General features: G+C 70.3%; 12 protein-coding genes. 8 read left to right on the top strand and 4 right to left on the bottom strand.

All coding sequences use genetic code 11. From position 1 onward, the window contains the following. Positions 1 to 114: 114 nt before the first annotated feature. Entirely contained in the window at positions 115 to 954 is an 840-nt protein-coding gene (locus tag ACFW1I_RS05285; RefSeq protein WP_384666229.1) for a Yip1 family protein, read from the bottom strand. A gap of 191 nt (positions 955 to 1,145) precedes the next feature. Here ACFW1I_RS05285 and ACFW1I_RS05280 point away from each other — a divergent pair, with 191 nt between their 5' ends. Beyond that, positions 1,146 to 1,730 (top strand): hypothetical protein, encoded by a 585-nt coding sequence (locus ACFW1I_RS05280; protein WP_384666228.1) that lies wholly within the window; start codon positions 1,146 to 1,148, stop codon positions 1,728 to 1,730. 98 nt (positions 1,731 to 1,828) lie between these two features. On the opposite strand, the gene ACFW1I_RS05275 is transcribed toward ACFW1I_RS05280, so the two are convergent. Continuing rightward, on the bottom strand, positions 1,829 to 4,090 hold the full coding sequence (locus ACFW1I_RS05275) for a heterodisulfide reductase-related iron-sulfur binding cluster (RefSeq protein WP_384666226.1): 2,262 nt from the start codon (positions 4,088 to 4,090) through the stop codon (positions 1,829 to 1,831). 157 nt (positions 4,091 to 4,247) lie between these two features. After that, positions 4,248 to 4,850 (bottom strand): sugar transferase, encoded by a 603-nt coding sequence (locus tag ACFW1I_RS05270; protein WP_384666224.1) that lies wholly within the window; start codon positions 4,848 to 4,850, stop codon positions 4,248 to 4,250. 246 nt (positions 4,851 to 5,096) lie between these two features. Here ACFW1I_RS05270 and dnaK point away from each other — a divergent pair, with 246 nt between their 5' ends. The 5 genes from dnaK to ACFW1I_RS05245 all read left to right on the top strand — a co-directional run bounded on the left by dnaK (position 5,097) and on the right by ACFW1I_RS05245 (position 10,509). Continuing rightward, positions 5,097 to 6,938 (top strand): molecular chaperone DnaK, encoded by a 1,842-nt coding sequence (dnaK, locus tag ACFW1I_RS05265; protein WP_384666222.1) that lies wholly within the window; start codon positions 5,097 to 5,099, stop codon positions 6,936 to 6,938. After that, a complete protein-coding gene (gene grpE, locus ACFW1I_RS05260; RefSeq protein ID WP_384666220.1) occupies positions 6,935 to 7,579 on the top strand; it encodes a nucleotide exchange factor GrpE in 645 nt (214 codons plus the stop codon). Before dnaK ends, grpE begins: the two co-directional genes overlap by 4 nt. A 33-nt stretch (positions 7,580 to 7,612) precedes the next feature. Next, a complete protein-coding gene (gene dnaJ, locus ACFW1I_RS05255) occupies positions 7,613 to 8,782 on the top strand; it encodes a molecular chaperone DnaJ (protein ID WP_384666218.1) in 1,170 nt (389 codons plus the stop codon). Between the two features lie 4 nt (positions 8,783 to 8,786). Next, entirely contained in the window at positions 8,787 to 9,233 is a 447-nt protein-coding gene (locus tag ACFW1I_RS05250; protein WP_384666216.1) for a heat shock protein transcriptional repressor HspR, read from the top strand. Positions 9,234 to 9,495: 262 nt separating this feature from the next. Beyond that, positions 9,496 to 10,509, top strand: coding sequence for a LuxR C-terminal-related transcriptional regulator (locus ACFW1I_RS05245; RefSeq protein WP_384666214.1), 1,014 nt, complete (start codon positions 9,496 to 9,498; stop codon positions 10,507 to 10,509). Here the strand turns inward: ACFW1I_RS05245 and ACFW1I_RS05240 are convergent. Beyond that, a complete protein-coding gene (locus ACFW1I_RS05240; RefSeq protein WP_384666213.1) occupies positions 10,506 to 11,507 on the bottom strand; it encodes a helix-turn-helix transcriptional regulator in 1,002 nt (333 codons plus the stop codon). The genes ACFW1I_RS05245 and ACFW1I_RS05240 overlap by 4 nt on opposite strands. Positions 11,508 to 11,678: 171 nt before the next feature. Between ACFW1I_RS05240 and ACFW1I_RS05235 the strand changes: the two genes are divergently transcribed. Further along, positions 11,679 to 12,005, top strand: coding sequence for a hypothetical protein (locus tag ACFW1I_RS05235; RefSeq protein WP_384666211.1), 327 nt, complete (start codon positions 11,679 to 11,681; stop codon positions 12,003 to 12,005). After that, positions 12,002 to 12,322 (top strand): hypothetical protein, encoded by a 321-nt coding sequence (locus tag ACFW1I_RS05230; protein WP_031008718.1) that lies wholly within the window; start codon positions 12,002 to 12,004, stop codon positions 12,320 to 12,322. Before ACFW1I_RS05235 ends, ACFW1I_RS05230 begins: the two co-directional genes overlap by 4 nt. Positions 12,323 to 12,484 lie beyond the last annotated feature (162 nt).

The following is a 12,484-nucleotide window of genomic DNA, read 5'->3' as shown; positions in this document are numbered from 1 at the left end:
GGGGCCCCCCCGCGGCGCCGTGCCCCGCCCCCCCGCCCCCCCCCCGCCCCGCGGCCCCCCCCCCCCGGCCCCCCGGGGGGGGCCACCCCCGCGTCCGTCCTGGAGCGTGCCCAGCTAGAGCGTGCCCAGCTTGATCAGGCTCAGCAGGGCCACCAGCTGGATCGCCGAGGCGCCCAGGGCCTTGGGCCAGGGGAGGTCGTGGGAGCGGCTGACCATGAGGGTGAAGAGGGCGCCGGCCGCGCCCCAGGTCAGCCAGCCGAGGATCTGGACCAGGCCGTTCTCGCCGCCCAGGAAGAGGGCGAAGAGGAGGCGGGGGGCGTCGGTGAGCGACATGATCAGCATGGAGAGGCCGACCGTGGGCTGCCAGGCGCCGTCGCCGCCCAGCTGGCGGGCGAGGGTGTGGGTGACCGCGCCCAGGATCAGGCCGGCGAGGACGAAGCCCACGCCCGTCATCAGGACGTACGGGATCGTGCTGGAGATCGTCGCGTTCAGCACCTCCTCGCGGGCCTGGTCGAAGCCGAAGATCGCCAGCAGGCCGTAGAGGAAGGTGACGATCAGCGCCGGGCCCCAGACCGCGTGGTCGCGCATCTGGAGGAAGGTGTCCGCCGGACGCAGCACGATGCCGCTCAGGAGGGCCTTCCAGGGCAGGCGGGGGCCGACGGGGGCCGGGGGCGCCTGGTAGGCGCCCTGCTGGCCGTAGGGGTCGTCGACGCTGAACATCTGGGTGTGGCCCGGGTTGTTCGCCGCCGCCGCGTGGTGGTGCTGCGCGTGCGGGTCGCCGAAGTACTCGGGCTCCCCGTACGGCTGCTGCTGCTGCGGTGGCTGTTGCTGCCACTGCTGCTGCGGCGGGTACCCCTGCGGGGGCGCGTTGTACCCGTACGGCGCCTGCTGCGGTCGATGCTGTTGCTGCGGGGGGCGGTTGTCCCGGCCGCGTCCGTTCCTGAATCCAGCCACGTCATTGAACGTACCCGCTTCCGCGGCGGGCCCGCTCCTTTGCGGCTGACCTGTGACATCCCCTAGGGGTCCCGGGGTCGTGACGGGGCCGTCGGGCGGGCGCCGGGTGGCTGTTACAAAACGGACGTATCGCCTCAATGTCCGGCCCGTAGCTTCGGTGGGGTCAGCAGCGAAACCCTCTGGAGCCCTCCATGCGCCTCAACCGCCGTGCCCGTGTCCTCCGCACCGCCGCCGTCGCCACCGGTGCCTCCGCCGCCCTCCTCCTCCCCGCGGCCGCCGCCTTCGCGACGGAGGACCCCGCCGACACCGCCGCCCCGGCCGCGAGCGACCAGGCCGTGCTCTGGCGGAACGTCGACCTCGCCGACGGCTCGCTGGCCAAGGTCTACCAGGACGGTCCGGGGCGCTTCTCGGCGGACGTCTACGGGGGCGGGCGGCTGATCGACACGCTCACGAGCGCCGACGGCCAGCCCGCGTACGGGGAGAACAACGGGCTCCACGTCGTGCTGCGGCCCGACGGCACCGTCTCCTCCTGGCTGGACAAGGACCCCGCTCCGAAGCCTGCTCCGAAGCCCACGCCCAAGCCCGCTCCGAAGCCCAAGCCGGCCCCGAAGCACGCGCCCAGGAACCTCACCAAGGTCGTGAAGCTGCCCGACGGGCACACCGCCACCTTCTTCGCCGGCAAGGACGGGCGGCCCTACGTGAAGCTCTCCGTCCCCGGCGGCAAGAGCTGGACCTACGACTTCCACGGCACGCTCGTCGCGCGGCACCACGCCTGACGCGCGCCCGACGCCCGTCCGGCGCCCGCCTGGCGCGCTCATGACGGAAGGGCCCGCCCCACGCTCACGCGGGGCGGGCCCTTCCGTCGTTCCTGGCGTCAGGAGGCCGGCTCGGGCTCCGGCTCCTCGGCCGGCTCCGGCTCGGGGTCGACCGGGGTCTTCACCGAGTCGAGGAGCAGCTGGGCCACGTCCACGACCTGGAGGCTCTCCTTGGCCTTGCCGTCGTTCTTCTTGCCGTTCACGGAGTCCGTGAGCATGACGAGGCAGAAGGGGCAGGCGGTGGAGACGATGTCCGGGTTGAGGGACAGGGCCTCGTCGACGCGCTCGGTGTTGATGCGCTTGCCGATCCGCTCCTCCATCCACATCCGCGCGCCGCCGGCGCCGCAGCAGAAGCCGCGCTCCTTGTGGCGGTGCATCTCCTGCTGGCGCAGGCCCGGGACGGCGGACATGATCTCGCGCGGCGGCGTGTAGACCTTGTTGTGCCGGCCCAGGTAGCACGGGTCGTGGTAGGTGATGAGGCCGTCGACCGGGGTCACCGGGATCAGCTTGCCCTCGTCGATGAGGTGCTGGAGCAGCTGGGTGTGGTGGATGACCTCGTACTCGCCGCCGAGCTGCGGGTACTCGTTGGCGATGGTGTTGAAGCAGTGCGGGCAGGTGGAGACGATCTTCTTGGCCGACTTCGGCTTCTTCGTCGACTCGTCCTCGTCGTCCTCGCCGAACGCCATGTTCAGCATGGCGACGTTCTCCTGGCCGAGCTGCTGGAACAGCGGCTCGTTGCCCAGGCGGCGCGGGGAGTCACCGGTGCACTTCTCCTCGCCGCCCATGATCGCGAACTTGACGCCCGCGATGTGCAGGAGCTCGGCGAACGCCTTGGTGGTCTTCTTGGCGCGGTCCTCCAGGGCGCCGGCGCAGCCGACCCAGTAGAGGTAGTCGACCTCGGACAGGTCCTCGATGTCCTTGCCGACGATCGGGACCTCGAAGTCGACCTCCTTGGTCCACTCGACGCGCTGCTTCTTGGCGAGGCCCCAGGGGTTGCCCTTCTTCTCCAGGTTCTTCAGCATCGTGCCGGCCTCCGACGGGAAGGCGGACTCGATCATGACCTGGTAGCGGCGCATGTCGACGATGTGGTCGATGTGCTCGATGTCGACCGGGCACTGCTCGACGCAGGCGCCGCAGGTGGTGCAGGACCACAGGACGTCCGGGTCGATGACGCCGTTCTCCTCGGCGGTGCCGATCAGCGGACGCTCGGCCTCGGCGAGGGCCGCGGCGGGGACGTCCTTGAGCTGCTCCTCGGTCGCCTTCTCGTTGCCCTCCATGTCCTTGCCGCCGCCGGCGAGGAGGTACGGCGCCTTGGCATGCGCGTGGTCGCGCAGCGACATGATGAGGAGCTTGGGGGAGAGGGGCTTGCCGGTGTTCCAGGCGGGGCACTGCGACTGGCAGCGGCCGCACTCGGTGCAGGTGGAGAAGTCGAGGAGGCCCTTCCAGGAGAACTGCTCGACCTGGGAGACGCCGTAGACGTCGTCCTCGCCCGGGTCCTCGAAGTCGATCGGCTTGCCGCCGGTCGTCATCGGCTGGAGCGCGCCGAGGGCGGTCTCGCCGGTGGCGTTGCGCTTGAACCAGATGTTCGGGAAGCCGAGGAAGCGGTGCCAGGCGACGCCCATGTTGGTGTTCAGCGAGACCACGATCATCCAGATGAACGAGGTGCTGATCTTCACCATGGCGGTGAAGTAGATGAGCGTCTGGAGGGTGGGGAGGGAGAGGCCCTTGAAGGCCAGGACGAGCGGGTACGAGGCGAAGTACGCGGCCTCGTAGTGCTCGACGTGGTGGATCGCGCCCTCCAGGCCGCGCAGCACGTAGATCGCGAGGCCGATGGTGAGGATCACGTACTCGACGAAGTACGCCTGGCCCGCCTTGGAGCCGGCGAAGCGGGACTTGCGGCCGGCGCGGCCCGGGAGGCTCAGCAGGCGGATGACGATCAGCACGGCGATGCCGAGGATCGTCATGACGCCGATGAACTCGATGTAGAGCTCGAACGGCAGGAAGCCGCCGATGATCGGCAGGGTCCAGTCGGCCTGGAAGAGCTGGCCGAACGCCTGTGCGAGGGTCGGCGGCAGGGTCAGGAAGCCGATGGCGACGAACCAGTGGGCGAAGCCCACGATGCCCCAGCGGTTCATCCGGGTGTGGCCCAGGAACTCCCGGACCAGCGTGACGCTGCGCTGGTAGGGGTTGTCCGTGCGGGTGCCGGCCGGGACCGGCTGGCCCAGCTTGAAGTAACGGACGAACTGGCCGATGGCGCGAGCGAGCAGGGCAACGCCGACCACGGTCAGCGTCAGCGACACGATGATCGCGGCGAGTTGCATGACGGGCTCCTCGGGCGGGCCTGGGGCGCGGCGGGGGCGGCCTGCGCTCGCCTCTTCTCTCGCCCTGAGCCTACTAAGCGGTAACTTATCTAGTCCGTGCTGAGATTACCGGTCGGAGCGCCCCACTTGTAGCGGGCCTCGCGGTGATCTGTGTCGCTCAGGCAAGCCTTGCCGGACGGGCGGAGGCGCGCCGGAGGCGACGTCGGCGGACTGCTGGAAGCGTACGCGCCAGAACGGCCAGGTCCATGCCGAGCCAGTGGTGGTCCACATAGTGGAGGTCGAGCAGCTCGCGCTCCTCCCACGGCAGGTCGGACCGGTCGCTGACCTGCCACGGTCCGGTCATCCCGGGGCGTACGGAGAGCCGGCGCCGGGTCTCGCCGGAGCACTCCCGGTGGGTGGGGGAGAGCGGACAGGGGCCGACGAGCGACATCTGGCCCCGGACGACGTGCAGCAGCAGCGGCAGCGCGGCCAGCGGGCTCCGGGTGCGGAGGGTCAGCATCGTGAAGGGGCGCCCGCCCAGCCCGGCCACCGTGCGGCGGCGCAGGGCGGGACCCTCCTGGGCGAGGGTGAGCAGCAGCGCGGCCGCGCCGAGGACGGGGGAGAGGGCGAGCAGCAGCGCCGTACCCGCCACGAGGTCGAAGGCCCGCTTGAGGTCGAAGGCCCGCCTCAGGTCGAAGCCGCGGCCGGCGCCGGAGCCGGGGAAGCCGCGGCCGAGGTCGGTGCCGTGCTTGAGGTCGACACTGCGATGGTTCGCCGTCATGCCCCGGACCCCTCCGGCTGAGATCATGGGATGTTCGTGGGATATGCCTGCTTTGCCCGGCAAAGGGCATCAGGACTCTGCCACTTCCCGCCGTCCGCGTCAGGCACCGACGCGCCCCGTGCGTCTCTTTGAGCGACAGAACCGGCGAAGAGTTGAGCGGCATCGACTCAAGTCTGTTGACGCCCCGCGTTCCGTCATGCATCCTTGAGTCAGTTCCACTCAAGTCAGTCAGCTGGAGGAATCGAAATGGCACGTGCGGTCGGCATCGACCTGGGCACGACTAACTCCGTCGTCAGCGTTCTGGAAGGCGGCGAGCCCACCGTCATCACGAACGCGGAGGGCGCCAGGACCACGCCGTCCGTCGTCGCCTTCGCGAAGAACGGCGAGGTGCTCGTCGGCGAGGTGGCCAAGCGCCAGGCCGTCACCAACGTCGACAGGACCATCCGGTCGGTCAAGCGCCACATGGGCACCGACTGGAAGATCGAGATCGACGGCAAGAGCTTCAACCCGCAGCAGATGAGCGCCTTCATCCTGCAGAAGCTGAAGCGCGACGCCGAGGCGTACCTGGGCGAGAAGGTCGTCGACGCGGTCATCACCGTCCCGGCGTACTTCAACGACTCCGAGCGCCAGGCCACCAAGGAGGCCGGTGAGATCGCGGGCCTCAACGTCCTGCGCATCGTCAACGAGCCGACCGCGGCCGCCCTGGCCTACGGCCTCGACAAGGACGACCAGACGATCCTCGTCTTCGACCTCGGTGGCGGCACCTTCGACGTGTCCCTCCTGGAGATCGGCGACGGCGTCGTCGAGGTGAAGGCCACCAACGGTGACAACCACCTCGGTGGTGACGACTGGGACCAGCGCGTCGTCGACTACCTGGTGACCCAGTTCAAGAACGGTCACGGCGTCGACCTCTCCGCCGACAAGATGGCGCTCCAGCGTCTGCGCGAGGCGGCCGAGAAGGCGAAGATCGAGCTCTCCTCCTCGACCGAGACCTCCATCAACCTGCCCTACATCACGGCCTCCGCCGAGGGCCCGCTGCACCTGGACGAGAAGCTCACCCGCGCTCAGTTCCAGCAGCTCACCGCGGACCTCCTGGAGCGCTGCAAGGTCCCGTTCCACAACGTCATCAAGGACGCGGGCATCGCCCTCTCCGAGATCGACCACGTGGTCCTGGTCGGCGGCTCGACCCGCATGCCGGCCGTCGCCGAGCTCGTCAAGGAGCTGACCGGTGGCAACGAGGCCAACAAGGGCGTGAACCCGGACGAGGTCGTCGCCATCGGCGCCGCCCTGCAGGCCGGTGTCCTCAAGGGCGAGGTCAAGGACGTCCTGCTCCTCGACGTCACCCCGCTGTCCCTCGGCATCGAGACCAAGGGCGGCATCATGACCAAGCTCATCGAGCGCAACACCACGATCCCGACCAAGCGGTCCGAGATCTTCACGACGGCCGAGGACAACCAGCCGTCCGTGCAGATCCAGGTCTACCAGGGCGAGCGCGAGATCGCGGCGTACAACAAGAAGCTCGGCATGTTCGAGCTGACCGGCCTCCCGCCGGCCCCGCGCGGCGTCCCGCAGATCGAGGTCGCCTTCGACATCGACGCCAACGGCATCATGCACGTGACCGCGAAGGACCTGGGCACGGGCAAGGAGCAGAAGATGACCGTCACCGGCGGCTCCTCGCTGCCGAAGGACGAGGTCGACCGGATGCGCCAGGAGGCCGAGCAGTACGCGGACGAGGACCACCGCCGCCGCGAGGCCGCCGAGTCCCGCAACCAGGGCGAGAACCTGCTCTACCAGACCGAGAAGTTCCTCAAGGACAACGAGGACAAGGTCCCGGGCGACGTGAAGGCCGAGGTCGAGGCCGCCCTCGTCGAGCTGCGCGAGAAGCTCAAGGGCGAGGACGCCGCGGAGATCCGCACCGCCACCGAGAAGGTCGCGGCCGTCTCCCAGAAGCTCGGCCAGGCGATGTACGCCGACGCCCAGGCGGCCCAGGCCGCGGGTGGCGCGGACGCCGGCCAGGCGAAGGCCGACGACGATGTCGTCGACGCCGAGATCGTCGACGACGAGCCCAAGAAGGACGGCCAGGCGTGAGCGAGGAGACCCCGGGCTTCGAGGAGAAGCCCGACGTCCCCTCCGGCGACGCCGCCGAGGCCGCCGAGTCCACCGAGGACACGGCGGCCCCGGCCGGGGACGCGAACAGTGCGCCGGCGGCCGACGCCGGCCTCACCGCCCAGCTGGACCAGGCCCGTGCCGCGCTCACCGAGCGCACCGCGGACCTCCAGCGGCTCCAGGCCGAGTACCAGAACTACCGCCGCCGCGTGGAGCGGGACCGGGTCACGGTCAAGGAGATCGCCGTCGCGAGCCTCCTGTCCGAGCTCCTGCCCGTCCTCGACGACGTCGGCCGGGCCCGGGACCACGGCGAGCTCGTGGGCGGCTTCAAGTCGGTCGCCGAATCGCTGGAGACCGTCGTCGCCAAGATGGGTCTGCAGCAGTTCGGCAAGGAGGGCGAGCCCTTCGACCCGACCATCCACGAGGCCCTGATGCACTCGTACGCGCCGGACGTCACCGAGACGACCTGCGTCGCGATCCTGCAGCCGGGGTACCGGATCGGCGAGCGGACCATCCGGCCCGCCCGCGTGGCCGTCGCCGAGCCCCAGCCCGGGGCGCAGGGCAAGGCCGAGGAGTCGGACGACACCGACAAGACCGGCACGTCCGAGCAGGACAGCGAGTAACAGCCGTACCCGCGTGCGGGAGGAGGGACGTCGATGAACACGAAGGACTTCGTCGAGAAGGACTACTACAAGGTCCTCGGCGTCCCCAAGGACGCCACCGACGCCGAGATCAAGAAGGCGTACCGGAAGCTCGCCCGCGAGAACCATCCGGACGCCAACAAGGGCGACACCAAGGCGGAGGAGCGCTTCAAGGAGATCTCCGAGGCGAACGACGTCCTCGGTGACCCCAAGAAGCGCAAGGAGTACGACGAGGCGCGCGCCCTCTTCGGGAACGGCGGCTTCCGGGCCGGCGGTCCCGGCGGCGGGTCGTTCAACTTCGACCTGGGCGACCTCTTCGGCGGCGCCCAGGGCGGCGCCGGCGGCTTCGGCGGTGGCGGCATCGGGGACGTCTTCGGCGGACTGTTCAACCGCGGCGGCGGCGCGGGTGCCCGCACCCAGCCCCGCCGCGGCCAGGACATCGAGTCCGAGGTGACCCTCAGCTTCACCGAGGCCATCGAGGGCGCCACCGTGCCCCTGCGGATGTCCAGCCAGCAGCCGTGCACGGCCTGTTCCGGCACCGGTGACAAGAACGGCACCCCCCGGGTGTGCCCGACCTGCGTCGGCACCGGCCAGGTCTCGCGCGGCAGCGGCGGCGGCTTCTCGCTCACCGACCCGTGCGTGGACTGCAAGGGCCGCGGCCTGATCGCCGAGAACCCCTGCGAGGTCTGCAAGGGCTCCGGGCGGGCCAAGTCCTCGCGGACCATGCAGGTCCGGATCCCGGCGGGCGTCTCCGACGGCCAGAAGATCCGGCTGCGCGGCAAGGGCGCCCCGGGCGAGCGCGGCGGGCCGAACGGCGACCTGTTCGTCGTCGTGCACGTCGACGCCCACCCGGTCTTCGGCCGCAAGGACGACAACCTCACCGTCACGGTGCCGATCTCCTACACGGAGGCGGCGCTCGGCGGCGAGATCAAGGTGCCGACCCTCGGCGGCCCGGCGGTCACGCTGAAGCTGCCCGCCGGCACCCCGAACGGCCGGACCATGCGCGCCCGCGGCAAGGGCGCGGTCCGCAAGGACGGCACGCGCGGCGATCTGCTGGTGACGGTGGAGGTCGCGGTGCCGAAGGAGCTGGACGACAAGGCCCGCGAGGCCCTGGAGCAGTACCGTACGGCGACCGCCGACACGGACCCCAGGGCGGAGCTGTTCCAGGCGGCGAAGGGAGCGTGACGCGGTGGAAGGAAGACGGCGCAATCCGTACGAACTGACCGACGAGACCCCGGTGTACGTCATCTCGGTGGCGGCCCAGCTGTCCGGTCTGCACCCGCAGACCCTGCGGCAGTACGACCGCCTGGGTCTGGTCTCCCCGGACCGCACGGCCGGCCGGGGCCGCCGCTACTCGGCCCGCGACATCGAACTGCTCCGCCAGGTGCAGCAGTTGTCGCAGGACGAGGGCATCAACCTGGCCGGGATCAAGCGCATCATCGAGCTGGAGAACCAGGTCGCGGCGCTCCAGGCGCGGGTCGCCGAGCTCTCCACGGCCGTCGAGGGCGCGGCCGCCGCGATGCGGCAGCGCGAGGCCCAGGTGCACGCCTCCTACCGGCGCGACCTGGTCCCCTACCAGGACGTCCAGCAGGCGAGCGCGCTGGTGGTCTGGCGCCCCAAGAAGCCGACGGGCTGAGCGACCGTCCCGTACACGAGAGAGCCCCTTCCCGGACCTCCGGGTTCCAGGGGTCCTCGCGACTCCCGCACCTCGCGGGTCCGCGAGGACCGTTGGAACCCGAGACCGCCGGGCGGGGGCCTCTTGGTGTTTCCCCCTGAGCTCTCTTCAGAAGGGCGTTCTTTCCGCCCGGGATGGATTCTGCCCGGGCGGCGTTGCCCTTGCGGCTCGCAAGGCGAGCCGGGGAGGATTGTCGGATTGCCGGAAGAGCGGGGGAACGGAGATGGGCCAGGGCGCGCCGGGCGAGGAGGAAGGGCACGAGCACGGCGTCGAGGAACTGTGCGAGGGCGGCGAGCGTGCCTACGCGAAGGCGCTCAGGGACGGGCGGATCGCCCGGTCGGACACGCGGGAGGCCATGTGTCTGGTGTCCCTGGGGTTGCTGCACCCGGACCCGGACCGTCTTGACGAGTACGTTCCGACGCTGCCGGGCTCGGCGTTGTCGCGGTCGCTGCGCGAACTCTCCGGCGCTCTCGAGGACGTGCGGAAGCGCATGAGCGCCGTGGGCGGGGTCGCGGAACGCTTCGCCGGATTCGAGACGCGGGAGGTGCCGCCGGCCGGGGTGATCCGGGTCCTGGAGGGCAAGCGGCGCATCGAGGCGGCGATCGCGGAGGGGGCCGCCCGGTGCGTCTCGGAGCACGTGGGCTTCCAGCCCGGCGGAATACGTCCGTCGTCGGTCCTGGAGAGGGCCCTTCCCCTCGCCCTGGGCATGGCAGAACGAGGCGTCCGGATGCGCAGCCTCTACACGCATGTCGCCCGCCACGGTCAAGGAATCCTGGCCTACCTGGAGCAGGTCGGCGCCCTCGTGGAGGTGCGGACCCTCGACGAGGTGCCCGAGCGCCTGGTGATGTTCGACCGTACGGTCGCCTTCATACCGGCCTCTCCCGACCGTGAACTGGCTCTGGAAATACGCAATGCGGCGGTGATCGACTACCTGCACGGCGTCTTCGAGCGCATGTGGAGGGTGGCCGTACCGCTTCGGGACACGCTGCCGGCGGTCAGCGGCGCGGATGGCTTCACGCGCCGGGAGCGGGTGATCGCGGCGCTTCTCGCCGAAGGCCACACGGACGCGGAAGTCGCGGAACGGCTGGGCATCAACGTGCGGACCTGTCGGGCACACATCGCCAAGTTGGCTGAGACATTGGGTAGTTCGAGCAGAGTGGAGTTGGGGGTGCGCATCGCGCGGGCGGGCCTCGACTCGCCTCCCCGGCTCCCAGGGCCGGGACCGGAAAGCCCCTAACTTCCTTCCGGCGCGCCGTGGACCTGCTCCAGGATTCCCGACTGCGCGATGAGGAAGCCGAGTTGAGTGCGACTGTTGCTGCCGAGGGTGGTGGCGAGTCTGGCGATGTGGCCGCGGCAGGTCCGGACGTTCATGCCGAGGCGGCGGGCGATCGCCTCGTCCACGTGTCCCTCGACGAGCAGCTGCGCGATGGAGCGCTGGACGCCAGTGACGCCTTCGGGCGTGCGGTCCGTCGGTAGGTGTTCGCCGAGCGGGAGAGCGCTGTGCCAGAACTGCTCGAACACGCTGGTCAGATACGAGACGAGGCCGGGGTGGCGCAGTTTCAGGGCGACCTGGCCGTCATGCCCCGCGGGTATGTAGGCGATCTTCCGGTCGATGATGATCAGGCGGTCGATCAGCTGTTCGAGGGTGCGGATCTCCATGCCACCCGGCCCGGCCTGCTCCAGGTACGCCTGGATTCCCTGGCTGTGGCGGGCGGTGTGCTGATACAGCGTGCGGACGCGGACGCCCCGGTCCAGGAGGGGGCGCACACGGGTCAGGGCCTGGCTCAGGATGCCGGGTGAACGTTCGCCGCCCGGTTGCAGGGTCAGCAGTTCCTGCGAGCAGTCGGCCGTGGCCCGGCTGAGGGACGCGTCGATCCGGCTGTAGCCCTCCAGCACGGTGATGGCGTGCGTGGCGGGCGGATCCTGTGCGGTGATCTCCATGAACGGCTCGAACGCCGCGCTCAGTTCGACGGTCTGCCGGCGGCGGTCCTGGATCTCCTGTTCCAGCGGCAGCAGGAGCTGGGCCAGGACGGCGGTCGGGGGGACGGGGCGGAGCCAGTCCGCGTCGTCCGGATCGGGGTGCAGCAGGGCGAGGTCGATCAGGCATGGGGCGTGCCGCACCTCCGACCGGGCTATTCGGCCCGTACGCAGGGCGCTCGCGTAGAGGCGGGCCCCCTCTCCGCACAGTTCCTGAGGGCCGTGCGAATGTGCGGTTTCATCGCGATGTGTCTGCATTTGGGCACCCCCCATACTCCTGCACTTCAGGAACATGATGCCCGTAGCCGGTAGTGGAAGTGCGCAGAGTCGGTCATTGTCTTGATCGCGGGGGAATAAAGCAATCAAGTGAGGTCGAAGCCGCCCATGTCAAAGAGAATGGTTCGCTCGGTACTTACTCTTGCCTTTGTCGTGGCAGCTGCTGTGGGCACCGTCGGCCAGATCGAGCACTCTGCGCCCTCCGCCGTCGCCGCTGATCCGATCTGGCAGAGCGCCGGACGAGACCCGATCTGGGAGAGCGCTCCCGCGCAGGACCCGATCTGGCTGAGCGCGCCGGTGCAGGACCCGATCTGGCAGGTCGCTCCCGTGCAGGACCCGATCTGGGAGAGCGCTCCCGCGCAGGACCCGATCTGGCTGAGCGCGCCGGTGCAGGACCCGATCTGGCAGGTCGCTCCCGTGCAGGACCCGATCTGGGAGAGCGCTCCCGCGCAGGACCCGATCTGGCAGGCCGGGGCATGACCGTCCCTCCGGACGACCGGGTCTTCCGCAGGGAGATGGCTTCGGCCTACCGGTCCGGTTGGCACTTCGTCGATCTCGTCACGGCCATCCCCCACCGTGGCGACTCGCTGAAGGTCACCCTGTTCGGAGAACCTGTGGTCGTCGCACGGGAACAGGACGAGGACGTCCGGGCCTACCGGTGCCTCCGACGCCCGCGCGGCGCCCCGCAACCCATCCGCTGTGCCGTCAGGTACGGCATGATCTTCGTCAATCTCGACCAGCGGGACCACCAGCTGATCGAGCCGGAGACCATCACCGCCACCCCCCGCAGTGCCTGAGCGATGCCCCCGTCGTTGTAGATCGCTCAGGTGCTTCCCCCACACAACGGGGGGGCCCCCCGCCCCCAAAACACCGTCGCGCGCGGGGGGGGTGACGGCCCGCCCGCCCCCGGCGCCCCCCCCCCCCCGGGGGGGGGGGGCGAGGGCGACCCCGCCCCCGGG

The sequence above is a fragment of the Streptomyces sp. NPDC058955 genome, from assembly GCF_042741435.1.
Taxonomy (GTDB): domain Bacteria; phylum Actinomycetota; class Actinomycetes; order Streptomycetales; family Streptomycetaceae; genus Streptomyces.
Note: the sequence above shows the minus strand (reverse complement) of the source record. Positions and strands in the feature narration are given on the sequence as shown.

Bases quoted from the DNA above. Each gene is read 5' to 3' on its own strand.
- ACFW1I_RS05280 (WP_384666228.1), top strand. From the start codon at position 1,146: ATGCGCCTCAACCGCCGTGCCCGTGTCCTCCGCACCGCCGCCGTCGCC.
- ACFW1I_RS05275 (WP_384666226.1), bottom strand. From the start codon at position 4,090: ATGCAACTCGCCGCGATCATCGTGTCGCTGACGCTGACCGTGGTCGGC.
- ACFW1I_RS05270 (WP_384666224.1), bottom strand. From the start codon at position 4,850: ATGACGGCGAACCATCGCAGTGTCGACCTCAAGCACGGCACCGACCTC.
- dnaK (WP_384666222.1), top strand. From the start codon at position 5,097: ATGGCACGTGCGGTCGGCATCGACCTGGGCACGACTAACTCCGTCGTC.
- dnaJ (WP_384666218.1), top strand. From the start codon at position 7,613: ATGAACACGAAGGACTTCGTCGAGAAGGACTACTACAAGGTCCTCGGC.
- ACFW1I_RS05245 (WP_384666214.1), top strand. From the start codon at position 9,496: ATGGGCCAGGGCGCGCCGGGCGAGGAGGAAGGGCACGAGCACGGCGTC.
- ACFW1I_RS05240 (WP_384666213.1), bottom strand. From the start codon at position 11,507: ATGCAGACACATCGCGATGAAACCGCACATTCGCACGGCCCTCAGGAA.
- ACFW1I_RS05230 (WP_031008718.1), top strand. From the start codon at position 12,002: ATGACCGTCCCTCCGGACGACCGGGTCTTCCGCAGGGAGATGGCTTCG.